Below are 15,919 nucleotides of genomic sequence, written 5' to 3'. Positions count from 1 at the left end.
TCCTTACGTTGGGTTCGTGCCATGGCTAACGGGCGAAGGCCCCGGCGTAAAGTCCGGGCACCAATGTTCGCACGCATTTTGAAGTCGCCGCGTCAGAATGCGGCAACCCACGCGATGACCACCGGCACGGTCAGAATGCTGACAATGGTCGACAGCAGAATGGCGGCAGATGCCCGGTGCGGCGCCACCCCATAGTGGGCCGCCAGCATATAGACATTGCCGGCCACTGGCAGGGCGGCGGCGGAGATCGCTACCGCCGCGGCAAAAGGATCAGTCGGCAGCAGCCACAGTAGCACCACTGCCACACAGGCCGGATGCAAGGCCAGTTTGCAAAAGCTGAGCCACAGCGCGATCTGAACCCGCTCGGCTGATTTGCTGGCCAGCGAGGCGCCGATTGCGAACAGCGCCCCCGGCGTGGCGGCGCCGCCTAGAATGGTCAGAAAATCGTTCAACGGGTCAGGCACCGGCATCTGCAGGGCCGACCAGATCAACCCGGCCGAGATCGAGACGATCATGGGGTTTTTCAGCAGCCCGACTCCGATGAGCCGCAGCGTCCCAACCGTCAGCTTTCCATCCCGCCCGCCGTTGATCAGGATCACGATCAGCGAGGAAAACACCACCAGATCGACCGTCAGAACCAGCATGACCGGTCCGATTGCGGCTTCGGAAAACAGCAGGGCCAACATTGGCAGACCCAGAAAGCCCACATTTCCGATGGCGGCGCATTGCGCCTCGACCGCCGCGGTGGGGATGTCGAGCCCTCGCAGATAGGCAACCAACGTGGCCAGCGCGTATACGCCGGCGGTGCCGATCAGATAGCCCAGCATCAGCCGCGCGTTGAAGATCTCGGCAAAGGGCAGCGTGGCGGCAAAGCGGAAAAGCATCGCCGACAACGCGAAATAGAACACGAACTTGGTCAGATAGGCCGTGGCGTCTTCGGTGAAGAACCGGCTGCGCCCGGCCCAGTATCCCAGGCCGATGATCGCAAAGAAGGGCAGGGTGCGCAGAAAGATATCGACCATGCGCAGATTGGTAACATAGAATTACCACATCGCAAGCAGGCTCATCACCCGCTGCCGATCAATATCCCGGCTGCCAGCACCAGCGCTCCGCCCAAAACGACCTGAAAAGCCGCGCGGAAGAACGGAGTTTCCATATAGCGGTTCTGAATCCACGCGATCGCCCACAATTCAAAAAACACCACGATGAAGGCAATGATCGTGGCCGTCCAGAATTCCGGGATCAGATAGGGCAGGGCATGGCCCAATCCGCCGACCGTTGTCATCACGCCGGACGCCAAACCCCGCTTGACCGGTGATCCACGGCCCGACAGCTCGCCATCGTCCGATGCCGCTTCGGTGAAGCCCATGGAAATACCTGCGCCCACTGACGCTGCAAGGCCCACAAGAAAGGTCGTCCAAGGGTCGTGCGTGGCAAAGGCCGTCGCGAAGATCGGCGCCAAGGTCGACACCGACCCGTCCATCAGCCCGGCCAATCCCGGCTGGACCCAGGTCAAGATGAATTGCCGGTGCGAAATCACCTTTTCAGCTTCTTTTTCATCGTGATCCAGGTGGGCTTCTTCCAATTCGGCAGCCGCGGCTTGATGCCCTGCTTCGGCCGCAGCCAGGTCGCCCAAAAGTTTGCGTGTTGCTGCATCGGTCGTACGACCAGCAGCCGCCAGATAGAAGCGCTCCGCATCGCGCTCCATCATCTCGGCTTCTTCGCGGATTCGCTCGATTCCGAGATTCTCGACCAGCCAGATCGGACGGCGGGCGTAGTAACCGGCGACATGCTCGCGCCGGATCAGAGGGATCACCGGGCCGAACCGATCCTCGTGCAGAGCGATCAGGCGACGGCGGTGCTCGTCTTCCTCGGCAGCCATGCCATCGAAGATTTTGGCCGTCGCCGGATAGTCGGGGCGCAGCATTTCGGCATATGACCTATAGATCCGTGCGTCGTCTTCCTCGGACGAAATCGCAAGCGCGATGACTTCCTGCTCGGTCAGATCTCTGAAGTGTTTGCGCTGAGTGAAAAACCGCATTGCCACCCTCGTTTTAGAATTATTCTAATCTACGCCGCGTAACGGAACTTTCAAGCCGAATTGAAAACCGTTGAAACTGAACTGACTGGTTTATAGATTTGACGCAGCACTCAGCCAAGGAGACACCATGACCCAAGCCGCAACCATCGTGCGTACCGGACGGAAATTCGACCAGGTTCTGAACGGCGCCCGAGAGGTTTTCATGGCGGATGGGTTCGAAGGCGCCAGCGTCGATGACATCGCGCGCGCGGCGGGTGTGTCGAAGGCAACGCTCTACAGCTATTTCCCGGACAAACGACTTCTGTTTTCCGAGGTGGCGCAGACCGAGTGCTGCCGCATGGCGGAAAACGTGTTGTCCATGATCGACGAAACCAAGCCAGTGCGCGAGGCGTTGATGATCACCGCCACGCATCTGACCCGGTTTCTGGTTTCGGATTTTGCGCAGCAGGTGTTCCGCATCTGCGTGGCCGAGCGTGACAGGTTCCCGGAACTGGGCAAAGCGTTCTACGAAGCCGGCCCCGCCAACGGTCAGCGCCAGATGGCCGAGTATCTGGAAAAAGCCGTGGCCAAAGGTGAGCTGGCGATTGACGACGTGCATTTTGCCGCCGAACAGTTCTCGGAATTGTGCAAGGTGCGCCTGTGGACGCTGGCGGCTTTGGGGATCCAAACCCGGTTCTCGGACGAGGAAATCGACGAAGTGGCCACCAACGCCGTTGACATGTTCATGGCGCGTTATAGCACTTGACGGACCGGCTCAGCCCGAAAGTCCAACCAGCGCCACGCCCCCCGCCATCAGGATGGCGGCCCCCAGCCTGCGCACCCAATAGCCTTCGTGCAGGAAGACGAACCCGATCAGGGCCGCAAAAATCACTGAGGTTTCCCGCAACGCCGAGACCGCCCCCAGCGGCGCGAAATTCTTGGCATAGAGCACCAGCCCATAAGCCAGCATCGACACGAAACCGCCCAGGATGCCGATCGCCCAGGTGCGCGCCGGAAGCTGTGTTAGAACCTGCCGCCGTCGCAGGCCCACGAATCCAGCAATGAACAGGTGCAGAAACGCCCCCCAAGCCCAGTAGCTTAGCGTGTTTCCAGACAGCCGCACTCCGATGCCGTCTACAACCGAATAGACCGAGATGCAAAGTCCGGTTCCCACCGCAAACCCCAGCGCCGCGCCGCCGACGCCTTGCCGGAGCGAGCTCCAACTGCTGAGTTGGATGCCGAACGCGATAAGGCCGATGCCGATCCAGGCTTGCAGGGGCAGAACCTCATCCAGCAACAGATAGGCCCAAAGCGCCACCAACGCCGGAACGATGCCTCGGGCGATCGGGTAGACCACGCTGAGGTCTCCATGCTGATAGGCTTTGCCCAGCATGAAGTAATATCCGAAATGCACCACGGTGGACAAAAGAATGTAGACAAAACTTTCACCCCCCGGAAAGGGCAGGACAAGGATCATGACGCTGGCCGGGATCACATGCCCGAAGGCCACAAGGCCAAGCGTGGTCGTCCGGTCGCCCGCGGTTTTGACGATGGCGTTCCAGACGGCGTGCAGGATGGCAGCCGACAGAATGATCGCGACGACGAATGGGCTCACCGGCGGTCCTCAGGTGATGGGGCGGCCCCAAGAAGGATCGGCCCGGCTGCAACTTTCTCGCACCGGGCTATCGCAAGGACAGCGTCGGTGGTCGAATCCGGTTACATCGGATTGCCTTGCAGGCGCAAGGTTCCAAATTCTGGAACCGGAAACGCCCAAAGTCGGGTTGTGGGTCTTACGCCGTTGCACGTCGTCCGGCGTCGATGCCGGCAATCTTGTCCAACAGGTCGATGATTTCGCTCGTTCCGCTGCCGCTCCGCAGGTTGGCGAATACGAATGGCCGATCACCGCGCATTCGGGCCGCATCGCGCTGCATCACCGACAGGTCCGCTCCGACATGCGGAGCAAGGTCGATCTTGTTGATGATCAGGATGTCTGACCGAGTGATCGCGGGGCCACCCTTGCGGGGGATCTCTTCGCCCGCGGCCACGTCGATCACATAGATCGTCACATCCGCCAGTTCCGGGCTGAAGGTAGCCGACAGGTTGTCACCGCCGGATTCGATCAGAACGATCTCGACCTCGGGATGACGGCGCACCATCTCGGCCACGGCGGCCAGATTGATCGAGGCATCCTCTCGGATCGCCGTATGCGGGCAACCTCCGGTTTCCACGCCGATCACCCGGTCCTGCGGCAGGATCTGCATGCGCATCAGCGCCTCGGCGTCTTCCTGCGTGTAGATGTCATTGGTGATCACCCCGATCGAATGGGTGTCGCGCAGCGCGCGGGCGAGGGCGGCGGTCAGGCTGGTCTTGCCCGCACCGACCGGGCCGCCGATGCCCACCCGCAGAGGGCCGTTCATGCTGCTCATGTGCGGAAAATCCTTGGTTGTTGGGTTTCATGTTGCATGGCCGAAATCTCGGCCAGAAAGGCGGTGCCGGACAGGGCCGACAGATCGGCCTCCACTGCCGCGTGCGCCTGATGTGCGCACAAGGGGGCCATGTCTCGGACGACTCCTTGGGCAGCGGTCTGGCCCAAGGGCATCAGCCGCTGCGCGGCTGAAACAAGATTGCTGATGAACGCATGCAGATACAGTCGCGCGGTCGGCTCCACCTGCAAACCGGCGTGGCGCGCCGCGCAGCCGACAGCGACGGGATAGGCCAGATCCGTCAGTTCGATGCCCCAGACTGCAGCCGTCACACCGCAGAAGGCCGCGCCCTGTTGCGCGGTCTCGAATCTGCGCTCGAAGGGGCCGGCGAAGGCGCGGGCCATATCGTCAAGTTCGGCCACGGCCAACTCGGATTTAGCCCGCCAAGCGGCGGTCAGAAACAGGGCATCCGACCATCCGGCACCGTGTTCCAGCACGTCCTGCAGCCAGTCCCGCAGGCTGGCCGCATCGTGCACCGCGCCCGATTGGACCAAGCGTTCCAGCCCATGCGAATAGGCAAACGCCCCGACCGGGTAGGCGGGTGACAGCCATTGCGTCAGCGTCAGCACATCAAGGTCAGTGGCTGTGGCCATGGGTCCGTCCGTGCCCATAGGCGCCGCCTTCGGGGCTGAAGGGTGCGCGGATGTCTTGCACCGTCGCACCAAGTTTCAGCAGCATGTCGCGGATCACATGGTCGCGGCGGATCACCAGCCGGTCGGGCTCGATCTGGCAAGGGGTGTGGCGGTTGCCGATATGCCAGGCCAGCCGGGTCAGATCGGGGCCGGTGACGGCGAACAGGTCCTCTTCGGCGGCAACCACCTCGATCAGGCGGCCATCGGCCAGTTCGAACGCATCCCCCCCGTCCAGCGAGGTCGTCTGCGACAGATCCACCAGGAACTCTTCATTCTGTGCGGTGCGCAGCATCCGGCGGCGCAGAAAGCGGTCTTCGTAGTTCAGCGTCACGGTGCTATGGGTTTCGTCCCACTGACCGTTGCGGCGGATTTTCTGTGATGTGGCAAGCATCGGAGGTATCCCTTTTCAAAACAGGAAATAGCGTTGCGCCATGGGCAGGGTTTCGGCGGGCTGGCAGGTCAGCAATTCGCCGTCGGCGCGCACCTCGTAGGTTTCGGGGTTCACCTCGATCTCGGGCAGGGCATCGTTCAGCCGCAGATCACGCTTGCCGATTGCGCGTGTGTTGCGCACGGCGACAGTCTGCTTGGCCAGGCCCAGACGCGCGGCGATGCCGTCTTCTTGCGCTGCTTCCGACACGAAGGTCACCGCGCCCTGTTCGACCGAGCGGCCATAGGCCCCCCACATCGGCCGGGAATAGACCGGCTGAGGCGTGGGGATCGAGGCGTTCGGATCGCCCATCTGCGCACAGGCGATGGTGCCGCCCAACAGCACCATCTCGGGCTTCACGCCGAAAAAGGCGGGGTTCCACAGCACCAGATCGGCGCGTTTGCCCTCTTCGATGCTGCCGATATGGGTGCCAAGCCCGTGCGCGATGGCCGGGTTGATCGTGTATTTCGCGATATAGCGGCGCACGCGGAAATTGTCGTTTTCGCCCATCTCTTCAGGCAGGCGCCCGCGTTGTTTTTTCATCTTGTCGGCGGTCTGCCATGTGCGGATCAGCACCTCGCCCACGCGGCCCATCGCCTGGCTGTCGGAGGCGATGATGCTGAAGGCGCCCATGTCGTGCAGAATGTCCTCGGCCGCGATGGTCTCGCGCCGGATGCGGCTTTCGGCAAAGGCCACGTCCTCGGGGATGGATTTGTCGAGGTGATGGCAGACCATCAGCATGTCCAGATGCTCTTCGACCGTGTTCACGGTGAAAGGCCGGGTCGGGTTGGTCGAGGAGGGCAGCACATGCGCCTCACCGCAGATCTTGATGATGTCGGGGGCGTGGCCGCCGCCTGCGCCTTCGGTGTGGAAGGCGTGGATCGTGCGGCCTTTCATGGCGGCCACGGTGTTTTCGACGAACCCGCTTTCGTTCAGCGTGTCGGTGTGGATCATCACCTGCACGTCCATCTCGTCGGCCACCGTCAGGCAGCAATCGATGGCTGCCGGGGTGGTGCCCCAGTCCTCGTGCAGTTTCAGGGCGCAGGCCCCGGCCAGGACCTGTTCGCGCAGGGCCGCCGGTTGCGAGGCGTTGCCCTTGCCCGCAAAGGCCAGGTTCATCGGAAAGGCATCGGCCGCCTGCAGCATGCGCCCTATGTGCCAGGGGCCGGGGGTGCAGGTGGTGGCCAAGGTGCCATGCGCCGGGCCGGTGCCGCCGCCCAGCATGGTGGTCAGGCCGGAATGCAGCGCATCCTCGATCTGTTGCGGGCAGATGAAATGGATGTGGCTGTCGAACCCGCCGGCAGTCAGGATACGGCCCTCGCCGGCGATGGCCTCGGTGCCGGGGCCGACGATGATATCCACGCCGGGCTGCGTGTCGGGGTTGCCCGCCTTGCCGATCCGGGCGATGCGCCCGTCTTTGAGGCCCACATCCGCCTTGTAGATGCCCGTCCAGTCAACGATCAGCGCATTGGTGATCACGGTGTCCACCGCCCCTTCGGCGCGGGTGGCCTGCGACTGGCCCATGCCGTCGCGGATCACCTTGCCGCCGCCGAACTTGACCTCTTCGCCATAGGTGGTCAGGTCGCGCTCGACCTCAATGATCAGGTCAGTATCGGCCAGCCGCACCTTGTCGCCCGTGGTGGGGCCGTACATGGCGGCATAGTCGGAACGTTTGATCCGGGCTGGCATCAGAGGTCTCCCATGACTGCGCCGTTGAACCCGAAGACGCGCCGCGCGCCGGCGATCGGGATCAGCTGCACCTCGCGCCTTTGGCCGGGTTCAAACCGCACGGCGGTTCCGGCGGCGATGTCCAGCCGCATGCCGTGGGCGGCGGCCCGGTCGAAATCCAGCGCCGGATTGGTTTCGGCGAAATGATAGTGCGAGCCCACCTGCACGGGGCGGTCACCGGTATTGGCCACCATCAGGGTGATTGCAGCCGCGCCCGCGTTCAGCTCGATCTCGCCGAGGGCGGGGATGACCTCTCCGGGGATCATTTGCGCGCCTTCAGCCAGATCGCGACGCTGCCGATCGCCAGCAGCAGGAGCAGCACCAGCCAGGTGCCCGAGTCATGCGGGTGTAAATGCGGCCCTTCATGCGCCAGCGCGGGCGCGGCCATCAGGGCGAATGGCAGGGAAGTCAGGTGTTTCATCGTCATCTCCTTCAGCGGATGGGGTTGTGGACGGTGACCAGCTTGGTGCCGTCGGGGAACGTCGCCTCGACCTGCACCTCGTGGATCATCTCGGGGATGCCGTCCATGCACTGGTCGCGGGTGATGACCTGCGCGCCGGCCTCCATCATGTCAGCGACCGAGCGGCCGTCGCGGGCGCCCTCGACCACGGCATCGGTGATCAGCGCGATGGCCTCGGGGTAGTTCAGGCGCACGCCCCGGGCCAGGCGCTTGCGCGCCACCTCGGCGGCCATGGCGATCAGCAGTTTGTCTTTTTCGCGCGGCGAGAGTTGCATGTCAGATCATCCAGGGTCTTGGCAGGGAATTGCGGGTCAGCCGGTTCAGGATCGGCACAAGGGTCTGGCGCAGCGCGAAACCGTCGGGCGCCAGCAGGCGCATCAACAGCATGTCGTCACCCACAAGGCTGACGCCGCCGGTGTCAGGCAAGACTGCTCGGATCGGGTCCAGATGCGCAGCGGCATCCGAGCGGATCAGTATCAGGCTGCTGAGCGCGCCCGCGCCGTCGCCAACGCCCGGCCGGGCCATTTCCGCCGCCAGATCACCGATCAGGCGCAGCGCTTCCAGATGCGCCAGCCGGCCCGCACGCCAGATTTCGATGCGGTCTTGGAAGTGGGCCGCAGTAATCCGCTCGCCCATTGCGGCGCGTCCGAAGATCAGCGACTCCACCAGCAGCAGGCCGGCATCAGGGGCCAGATCGACACGAAGGCGGCGGTCGATCGCGCAACCATCGAAAAGGATCGTTTCCTGCGGTAGCCAGTTCAACTGGCCGCCTGCCGCCACGGTCAGATGTGTCCGAATACGGCCCGGAACTGCTCCGGACGCGCGATAAGCCCGCTCGGCCGCCTGCGTGGTCAGGGTCAGATGTGCATCTGCCAGAGCGGTGGCGGAAAGGTCAAAACTGTCTCCGCCGGTGACGCCGCCGGCGGTGTTGATCAGCACCGCCTGCAAGCCCGCGCCATCGCGCCGAGGAAACAGCAGCTTCAGCGACCCCTGCTGGCGCAGTCCCTGCAACTCGGTCCGGCCCGCGCGGCCAACCACGGACACATTACCCCGCCCGACAGCACGGGGAGGCGTGGCGATCGCTTGCGCGGCAGTTATTGCGGACAAAGAGGTAATTGGTGGCTCCGGGCGAAAGGACTGTCGGATGCGAAAGCACCACAGCCTTTTCCTGGAGTCAGTGCAGCCCGGCAGAGGCAATTGGTTGAGAAAACTCGTTCGCCCCATTTCTGAGCATTTTTTCCCCTATCGCCTGAAAAATAAGCATCCCGCTAATGCGTGTGATAATCCGGCCCTCGGCCACAAATCAAAAGAATAGGGCGGCCAGTTTGGCCGCCCGACCCGATGTCTGTCGCCGGTCAGAGCGTGATGCGGAAAGCCGCGAAACCGTCGGCCCCGTCGCCTGCGTCTTCCAGCGCCAACCCTTTGACGTCGCTGATGTAATCGCGGGCCTTGGGACCGGTTTCAAACAGAACGGTGGTCTCGCCCAGCGGCGCGAAGGACCAGTTGCCGTCGGCCTTGGGATCGATCGTGCCCTGTTCGACGATATAGCGCACGATCACGTCACGGTTGGTGTCGGGGGCCTCGAACACGATGGTGTCGCCCATCGCCCCCGGGAACGATCCGCCGCCCGAGGCGCGGTAGTTGTTGGTGGCGATGATGAACTCCATGTCGTCGGTCACCGGGGCACCGTTGAACTGCAGGTTCACGATGCGCGCCGCATCGGGGTTGACCTCTTCGCCCTTCGGCCCAAAGCGCGAGGGCTGAGACAGGTCGATCTGATAGGTCACACCGTCGATCACGTCGAAATTGTAGGACGGGAACTCGGGATTCAGCAGCAGCGCATCCTTGGCGCCCGGCTCGATCTGGTTGAACATCCCGGCCGAACGCTCCAGCCAGCCGCGCAGTTGCGCGCCGTTCACGCGAACCGCGCGCACGGTGTTGGGGTAGAGATACAGATCGGCCACGTTCTTGATCGCCACATCGCCCACCGGCACGTCGGTATAGTATTCCGGGCCACCCCGGCCACCGGCCTTGAAGGGTGCCGCGGCCGACAGGATGGGCAGGCCTTCATGCTCGGTGCCTTTCAGCATCTCTTCGACATACCATTTCTGCGCGATCGACACGATCTGGACCGACGGATCATCGGCCACCAGCGCGAAATAGCTGTGCAGCGGGGCCGAGGTCTTGCCCACCGCGCGGCGCACATAGGCCAGCGTTTCCTCGTGATCCTGCGCGACCGAGGCCAGCACCTTTGGGTCGTCCTCGACCAGCGCAGTGATCGAGCGGTCTTCGTTGCGCTTCGAGATCGGCCGCGCCTCGGAGGTGGTGGTGACCACGCGCCATTCGTTGCCGTCGCGTTCCAGCAACAGGTCGAGCACGCCCAGATGCGACCCCCAGAACCCGCCCATGACGGCCGGCTTGCCCATCAGCGTGCCCTTGTCCACGTCAACTCCGGCACGGTCGGCGAAGGTGGGCGAGGGGAAGACCAGGTGGTTGTGCCCGGTCACCAGCGCGTCGATGCCATCGACCCCGGCCAGCGGAACCGAGGCGTTCTCCATCCCGTCCGCGTGATCGGCCGCGCCGATGCCCGAATGCGACAGGGCCAGGATCAGATCGCAGCCTTGCTCTTTCATCTCGGGCACATAGGCTTTGGCGGTCTCGACGATGTCGCGGGCCTGCACGTTGCCTTCCAGGTGGCGGCGGTCCCAGTTCATGATCTGCGGCGGGGTGAAGCCGATGACGCCGATGCGGATCGGCTGCTTGCTGCCATCGCCCAGCTCGATCTCGCGATCGAGGATGACATAGGGCTGCACCAACGTCTTGTCCGCGCGCGGATTGGCGCCCTGTTCCTTGGCGATATTGGCCAGCACGATCGGGAACTGCGCCCCGGCTAGCGATTTTTCCAGAAAGCTCAGACCATAGTTGAACTCGTGGTTGCCCAGCGTCGCGGCATCATAGCCCAACGTGTTGAACGCATTGATGATCGGGTGGGTGTCGCCGTCGTTCATGCCACGCTCGTAGGCGATGTAGTCGCCCATCGGGTTGCCCTGAAGAAAGTCGCCATTGTCGACCAGCATCGAGTTGGTGGCCTCGGCCCGGATCTGGTTTATGATCGAGGCCGCGCGCGACAGCCCCACCGTATCGCGCGGCTTGTCGGCGTAGTAGTCATAGGGAAAGACGTGAACGTGAATGTCGGTCGTTTCCATGATCCGCAGATGCGCCTGGTTGCTTGCGGCGGCGGCGGAGAACGGGTGCAGGGAAACCATGGCGACGCCGGCCGTGGTGGTGGCCAGAAATTGACGCCGCGACATCGCGAATTTGCTGGATAGGGTCATGAGGCACCTCTCGAAATAAATTGGTCGACGCATCATCTGAACGTTTATGACGACAATGATGTGACAGCGCGGCCCGAGGGGATCACCCGGCGCGCCGATGGTTCAGACTGACCGCTTTTGACACCCGAGTAAAGCGTCCTCCCGGCCATTGACCCGCGCTTGGGCCATGCGGCGCCCAAGGTGCTGTTGGGCGGGCCCGGGCTGGGGAGCCCGGGCCGCGGCCTCAGTCCTTTTTCACGTCACCGGCAAACCGCGCGGCGTTTTCCCGCGCAAAGGCGCTGGCATCAGCCGTGGCATCCCAGAACTGCGGATTGGCCTTGGGAATGGTCAGCGCCTTCTGCACTGCGGGGCGGGCATCGATGCGGTCGAACCATGCGTTCAGATGCGGAAGGTCATCGACCTGAACCCGCGCCCAGACATAGGCCCGCGCCCAAGGGTACAGCATCATGTCCGCGATCGTGTATTGCCCTGCCGCAATCCAGTCACGCCCATTCAGGCGATCATTCATCACCTCCATAAGGCGGCGGCTTTCGTCCACGTAGCGGCGGATCGAGAACGGTTCGGTATGGCCATTGGGGGCGGCAATGTGCTGGAAATACATGGCCTGGCCCATCATCGGACCCACATGCCCGACCTGGAACAGCATCCACTGCATCACCTCGGACTGCTGCACCGGATCTGAGGGCAGGAACTGACCGTATTTCTGCGCGAGGTGCCACAGGATTGCGCCGCTTTCGAAAATCGCGCGACCTTCGGCCCGGTCCTCGATCACCGGGATCTTCCCGTTGGGGTTCAGCGACAAGAACGCCGGCGTCTTTTGTTCCTGTTTGGAAAAGTCGATGGGGGTCAGGTCGTAGGGTACGCCTGCCTCTTCCAGGAAGATCACCGGTTTGTAGCCATTCATCGTGGCCGCGGTGTAGAGATGAATGTCAGGCTGCGACATGCGCGATCTCCTCGAAATGCTGTTTCAGATGTGCGTCGAACCGCTGGAAATCCTGTTCGATCCGGGGGTTCTTCATCACGTCGAAAGCCGCGAAGGTAGGCAGGGGCTGCATCGCCAGAAACTTGGCGTTCAGGTGCATGGGCCACAGCAGGTCATCGACGCTGGCCCCGGCAAAGAACGGCTCGGTCGGGTTGTCGAACGCCTCGCGCGGAGCGTTGAAGGTGACCGACAGCATGTATTTCGTTCCATGCAGAAGGCCACCGGTGCCGTAATTGGCCTCGGGCGCCTCGGCGGTCCGGCCATCGCCGGCCAGCAACCGGCCGTCCATGCCCGCGGTATAGACCTCGTCGAGATACTTCTTGAACACCCACGGTACGCCCATCCAATTCACCGGAAATTGCATGATGACCACATCCGCCCAGACATGGGCGTCGATCTCGGCATTGATGTCGTATTCTTCGGCAACCGTGGTCACGCGCACCTCGTGGCCCATGCCGGTCAGCGCGTCCTGCGCGCGTTGTACCAGCGACGCATTCAGGCGGCCAGGTGCGAACTCGTAAGGCTGCGTACCGTTCACGATCAGGATCTTGCTCATGTCCATATCCTTGGTTTTGAAACTGCTTGCCCCTTGACTTCGACCGGGGTGAAACCGAACTTGAGAACGGTAGTGATGAATTGCAACCAGTTTACTTTTTGTAACCTAATACTGGACTGGAGAAGGCGATGCGTGCCCGTATCGAACAGGACGACCAAGGCAAGCGGCAAGCGGTGGATGCGTGCGGCGAACCATGCCCCATCGAACGCGGCATGCGTATCATCGGTGGCAAGTGGACCGGGTCGATCCTATGGCATCTCAAAGACGAGCCGGTACGATTCAATGACCTGGCCCGGATGATCGGTGGCGCCAGCAAAAAGATGATCGCCGAACGCTTGCGCCAATTGGAGCAACAGGGCCTGGTGCACCGCCAAGTGCTGGAAACCTCACCGGTTTCGGTGCATTACTCCGTGACCGACCGTGGACGCACCGCGCTGGGTTTTCTGGACGAGCTGCGGAAGTGGAGCGAGACCTTGCCGGATACGCGCGCCTGACCCGTCAGCGGTCCTTCTGCAGCGGCCCCGTGGTTTCCCGTGCGATGAACCGGGCTGAAACTTCGGACACGATTACCGGCATGTCAGGGTCTTTTATCCTGTCCAGCAGAGTACGTGCGAGCTTGCGGCCCAACCGCTTTGGCGAAACCGCCATGGTACTGAGCGCGGGAATTGCGACCGAGGCATCCTCGGTATCGTCAAATCCAACAATCGAAACATCCCGCCCCGGCTGCAACCCAGCCCGCATCAGGCCGAAACACGCCCCCAAAGCGACCATGTCGCCATTGCAGACCACCGCCGTGACCTCTGGATGGGCGTCATGCAATTTCAGCATCTCCTTCATACCCGCACGCTTGGTGTCAGGTGAGGGCCAGATGATCGGCGGCCCCAAAGACAAGTCCTGCAGCGTACGCTCATACCCGGCTATGCGCTGCTTTCGAACGGGGTTCATGCCGATGCCGCCAAAAAACGCGATGTGCCTGTGGCCCAGCTCCGCCAGGTGATTGGTCGCGATCGCGGTCGCTTCGGCATTTCTGATACCCACATGATCAAAATCGGGGTTGACATGGCGCAGAAAGGTCACCGTGGGCAAACCATGCGTGCGCAACAGTTGAAGGGTTTCCGCCGTGGTCTCCAGCGCGGGAACCCACAGCAGGCCGCCGCGTCCGTTGCGGATGAAATCCCGCAATTGCCTGCCCTGCCGGTCCGCGTCGTCGCGCGTGTCCAAGATCGAAACCAGATACCCCTCGGCCTCCAGCAACTCGACCGCGCCGCTGACCACTTCGGCGTTGAACGGGTTTGCGAACTGGTTCAGAACGAACCCGATTTCCCGGTTCTCGCCCGACCGCATAGACGCCGCGCGCGAGTCCGTGACATAGTGCAGGTCCTCGGCCGCCTGCAGCACTTTTTTGCGGGTCTGCTCGGAAATCCGGCCAGTGCCGCGCATCACCTGACTGACCGTCGGAATCGAGACTCCGGCGGCTTTGGCGACACTGGCGAGGGTGGGTTTGGCGGGCATTTCTCGGACTTCTGATATATCGTTGCATCATCAAAATGCCCAACCCGCAGCGGTATTGCAACGAGCAATTCCTACTATTTTCTGAAGTTCAGACCAACCGATTGGAAAATATTCGTTGACGCAAGATATATCGTTATACCATGCTAATGGCATCGCCTGGGGTGAGTCGTCGCACGACACGCACAGCAAACCGACCCCACCGGGCAGAACGGGCAAAAGGCCCAATCGAAACTCTGGGAGGAGTCCATGTCAATTCAATCCAAGCTGGTCGGTGCCGCATCCGGCCTTGTTCTGGCCCTGGTCACAAACGTGGCGCAGGCCGAGGTTCTGTTCTGGTCGACACAGGCCAAGCCGGTCGAAGAGGCGCAGGCCATGCGCGAACAGGTCCTTTCGGGCTTCGAGGGTGGCGTGGACTACCAGCCCAATGACGGCGGCCCCTGGCTGACGCGTCTGCAGGCCGAATTGCAGGCCGGTTCGGGCACGATCGGCGTTCTGGGCGCGCTGCATGGTGATTTCTCGGCCATGAACCCCGATGACCTGGTCGACCTGGACGATCTGGGCTTCGCCTCGGCCTCGGACACGTTCAACGAACTGGCGACGCTGGGAGCAGGCAGCCTGCAATACATCCCCTGGATGCAGGCCAGCTATATCATGGCGGCCAACAAAGAGGCGCTGCAGTACCTGCCCGAAGGCGCCGACATCAATGCACTGACCTATGACCAGCTGATCGAATGGGCCGCCAACGCGCATGAGGCTGCAGGCGAGCCGAAATTCGGCTTCCCGGCCGGGCCCAAGGGCCTGAAGCACCGCTTCTTCCAAGGCTATCTGTATCCGTCCTATACGAACGGCGTGGTGCGGACCTTTGCCAGCGACGATGCCGTGACCGCGTGGGAAAAATTCCGCGAGCTGTGGACCCACACCAACCCGGCTTCGACCAATTTCTCGTTCATGCAGGAACAGCTGCTTTCGGGCGATGCCTGGATCGTGTTCGACCACACCTCGCGTCTGGCGCAGGCCTTCAACGAGCGGCCTGATGACTTCGTGGCTTTCCCGGCCCCGGCGGGCCCGACCGGGCGCGGCTTCATGCCGGTTCTGGCTGGGGTTGCAATCCCCAAAACCGCACCGGACATGGAAGCGTCCAAAGCTCTGGTCGCCTACATGATGAAGCCGGAAACCCAGATCGCCACGCTGCGCGCGACGAACTTCTTCCCGGTCGTCGCGGTTGACCTTCCTGCCGACCTGCCGCCGGCCGTCAAGGCCGCAGGCGACGCGGTCGCCAAGATGAGTGGCTCAGCCGATGCCAACCCCGGGCTGCTGCCCGCGGGACTGGGCGACAAGGGCGGTGACTTCAACCGTGTTTATACCGATGCGTTCGAGCGGATCGTACTGGGCGGTCAGGACATCCGCACCGTGCTGGACGATCAGAAAGGCGCGTTGCAGGCGATCATGCAGGAGACCGGCGCGCCCTGCTGGGCTCCGGATGCACCCTCGGACGGTCCGTGCCCTGTCGAATAAGGGTCTGACCTGATCCTGACACCGGGCCTGATGCAGGCCCGGTGTCCCCGAACTCTCTGCCCGAAACCACCGGAACTTCCGCAAGGAAAGGAGCGATCTGATGAACGCTCGTGTGTTGCCCTATGTGCTGATCCTGCCTGTGACGGCGTTTCTGTGCCTGTTTTTTCTGTATCCTTTCGTCCTGGTCGCCAAGCAGGCTTTCAACACCGGCGACGGATTCACGCTGGACAATTTCCGGCAGGTGGTCGGGTACTGGAAATTCCCGATCT

18 protein-coding genes are annotated in these 15,919 nt (G+C 62.6%); 3 read left to right on the top strand and 15 right to left on the bottom strand.

Features of this window, described 5'->3' with window-relative positions:
* Positions 1–92: 92 nt before the first annotated feature.
* Both ACR0EF_RS13220 and mbfA read right to left on the bottom strand, forming a co-directional pair.
* Positions 93–1,022, bottom strand: a complete 930-nt coding sequence (locus ACR0EF_RS13220; protein WP_170341530.1) for an AEC family transporter — start codon at positions 1,020–1,022, stop codon at positions 93–95.
* A gap of 44 nt (positions 1,023–1,066) precedes the next feature.
* Positions 1,067–2,041 carry an iron exporter MbfA gene (gene mbfA, locus ACR0EF_RS13215; protein WP_170365821.1) on the bottom strand — a complete coding sequence of 325 codons (975 nt, stop codon included), beginning with the start codon at positions 2,039–2,041 and terminating at the stop codon, positions 1,067–1,069.
* Positions 2,042–2,168: 127 nt separating this feature from the next.
* Between mbfA and ACR0EF_RS13210 the strand changes: the two genes are divergently transcribed.
* Positions 2,169–2,786: a TetR/AcrR family transcriptional regulator gene (locus tag ACR0EF_RS13210; RefSeq protein ID WP_170341534.1), complete on the top strand. Its 618-nt coding sequence runs from the start codon at positions 2,169–2,171 to the stop codon at positions 2,784–2,786.
* 9 nt (positions 2,787–2,795) lie between these two features.
* Here the strand turns inward: ACR0EF_RS13210 and ACR0EF_RS13205 are convergent, their stop codons facing one another.
* The 12 genes from ACR0EF_RS13205 to ACR0EF_RS13150 all read right to left on the bottom strand — a co-directional run bounded on the left by ACR0EF_RS13205 (position 2,796) and on the right by ACR0EF_RS13150 (position 12,623).
* Positions 2,796–3,635 (bottom strand): EamA family transporter, encoded by an 840-nt coding sequence (locus ACR0EF_RS13205; protein WP_170341536.1) that lies wholly within the window; start codon positions 3,633–3,635, stop codon positions 2,796–2,798.
* 175 nt (positions 3,636–3,810) lie between these two features.
* A complete protein-coding gene (gene ureG / locus ACR0EF_RS13200) occupies positions 3,811–4,446 on the bottom strand; it encodes an urease accessory protein UreG (protein ID WP_170341539.1) in 636 nt (211 codons plus the stop codon).
* Positions 4,443–5,096 carry an urease accessory protein UreF gene (locus ACR0EF_RS13195; protein WP_254433985.1) on the bottom strand — a complete coding sequence of 218 codons (654 nt, stop codon included), beginning with the start codon at positions 5,094–5,096 and terminating at the stop codon, positions 4,443–4,445. Before ACR0EF_RS13195 ends, ureG begins: the two co-directional genes overlap by 4 nt.
* The gene (locus ACR0EF_RS13190) at positions 5,080–5,526 is read right to left on the bottom strand and encodes an urease accessory protein UreE (RefSeq protein WP_170372587.1); all 447 of its coding nucleotides are present in this window, start codon (positions 5,524–5,526) and stop codon (positions 5,080–5,082) included. The genes ACR0EF_RS13195 and ACR0EF_RS13190 overlap by 17 nt, the downstream gene beginning before the upstream one ends.
* Positions 5,527–5,541: 15 nt before the next feature.
* Positions 5,542–7,251, bottom strand: coding sequence for an urease subunit alpha (ureC, locus tag ACR0EF_RS13185; protein WP_170372589.1), 1,710 nt, complete (start codon positions 7,249–7,251; stop codon positions 5,542–5,544).
* A complete protein-coding gene (locus ACR0EF_RS13180) occupies positions 7,251–7,556 on the bottom strand; it encodes an urease subunit beta (RefSeq protein ID WP_170372590.1) in 306 nt (101 codons plus the stop codon). Before ACR0EF_RS13180 ends, ureC begins: the two co-directional genes overlap by 1 nt.
* Positions 7,553–7,711 carry a hypothetical protein gene (locus ACR0EF_RS13175; protein WP_170372592.1) on the bottom strand — a complete coding sequence of 53 codons (159 nt, stop codon included), beginning with the start codon at positions 7,709–7,711 and terminating at the stop codon, positions 7,553–7,555. The genes ACR0EF_RS13180 and ACR0EF_RS13175 overlap by 4 nt, the downstream gene beginning before the upstream one ends.
* Positions 7,712–7,722: 11 nt before the next feature.
* Positions 7,723–8,025, bottom strand: a complete 303-nt coding sequence (locus ACR0EF_RS13170) for an urease subunit gamma (RefSeq protein ID WP_005976933.1) — start codon at positions 8,023–8,025, stop codon at positions 7,723–7,725.
* A 1-nt stretch (position 8,026) separates the two neighbouring features.
* Positions 8,027–8,794, bottom strand: a complete 768-nt coding sequence (locus ACR0EF_RS13165; protein WP_367646411.1) for an urease accessory protein UreD — start codon at positions 8,792–8,794, stop codon at positions 8,027–8,029.
* A gap of 311 nt (positions 8,795–9,105) precedes the next feature.
* Positions 9,106–11,085 (bottom strand): bifunctional 2',3'-cyclic-nucleotide 2'-phosphodiesterase/3'-nucleotidase, encoded by a 1,980-nt coding sequence (locus ACR0EF_RS13160; RefSeq protein ID WP_437342650.1) that lies wholly within the window; start codon positions 11,083–11,085, stop codon positions 9,106–9,108.
* A gap of 223 nt (positions 11,086–11,308) precedes the next feature.
* Positions 11,309–12,028 (bottom strand): glutathione S-transferase family protein, encoded by a 720-nt coding sequence (locus ACR0EF_RS13155; RefSeq protein ID WP_170341559.1) that lies wholly within the window; start codon positions 12,026–12,028, stop codon positions 11,309–11,311.
* Complete coding sequence (locus ACR0EF_RS13150) at positions 12,015–12,623, bottom strand: NAD(P)H-dependent oxidoreductase (RefSeq protein WP_170341561.1); 609 nt, start codon at positions 12,621–12,623, stop codon at positions 12,015–12,017. The genes ACR0EF_RS13155 and ACR0EF_RS13150 overlap by 14 nt, the downstream gene beginning before the upstream one ends.
* A 128-nt stretch (positions 12,624–12,751) precedes the next feature.
* Here ACR0EF_RS13150 and ACR0EF_RS13145 point away from each other — a divergent pair, with 128 nt between their 5' ends.
* Entirely contained in the window at positions 12,752–13,117 is a 366-nt protein-coding gene (locus ACR0EF_RS13145; protein ID WP_170371744.1) for a winged helix-turn-helix transcriptional regulator, read from the top strand.
* Between the two features lie 4 nt (positions 13,118–13,121).
* Here the strand turns inward: ACR0EF_RS13145 and ACR0EF_RS13140 are convergent, their stop codons facing one another.
* Positions 13,122–14,135, bottom strand: coding sequence for a LacI family DNA-binding transcriptional regulator (locus ACR0EF_RS13140; RefSeq protein ID WP_170372594.1), 1,014 nt, complete (start codon positions 14,133–14,135; stop codon positions 13,122–13,124).
* 246 nt (positions 14,136–14,381) lie between these two features.
* On the opposite strand from ACR0EF_RS13140, the gene ACR0EF_RS13135 reads away from it, so the two are divergent.
* Positions 14,382–15,650: an ABC transporter substrate-binding protein gene (locus ACR0EF_RS13135; RefSeq protein WP_170341568.1), complete on the top strand. Its 1,269-nt coding sequence runs from the start codon at positions 14,382–14,384 to the stop codon at positions 15,648–15,650.
* Positions 15,651–15,919 lie beyond the last annotated feature (269 nt).

The sequence above is a fragment of the Ruegeria sp. CG8 genome, assembly GCF_056537165.1.
The sequence above is the reverse complement of the archived record's forward strand: the minus strand, read 5'-3'. Positions and strand labels throughout refer to the sequence as shown.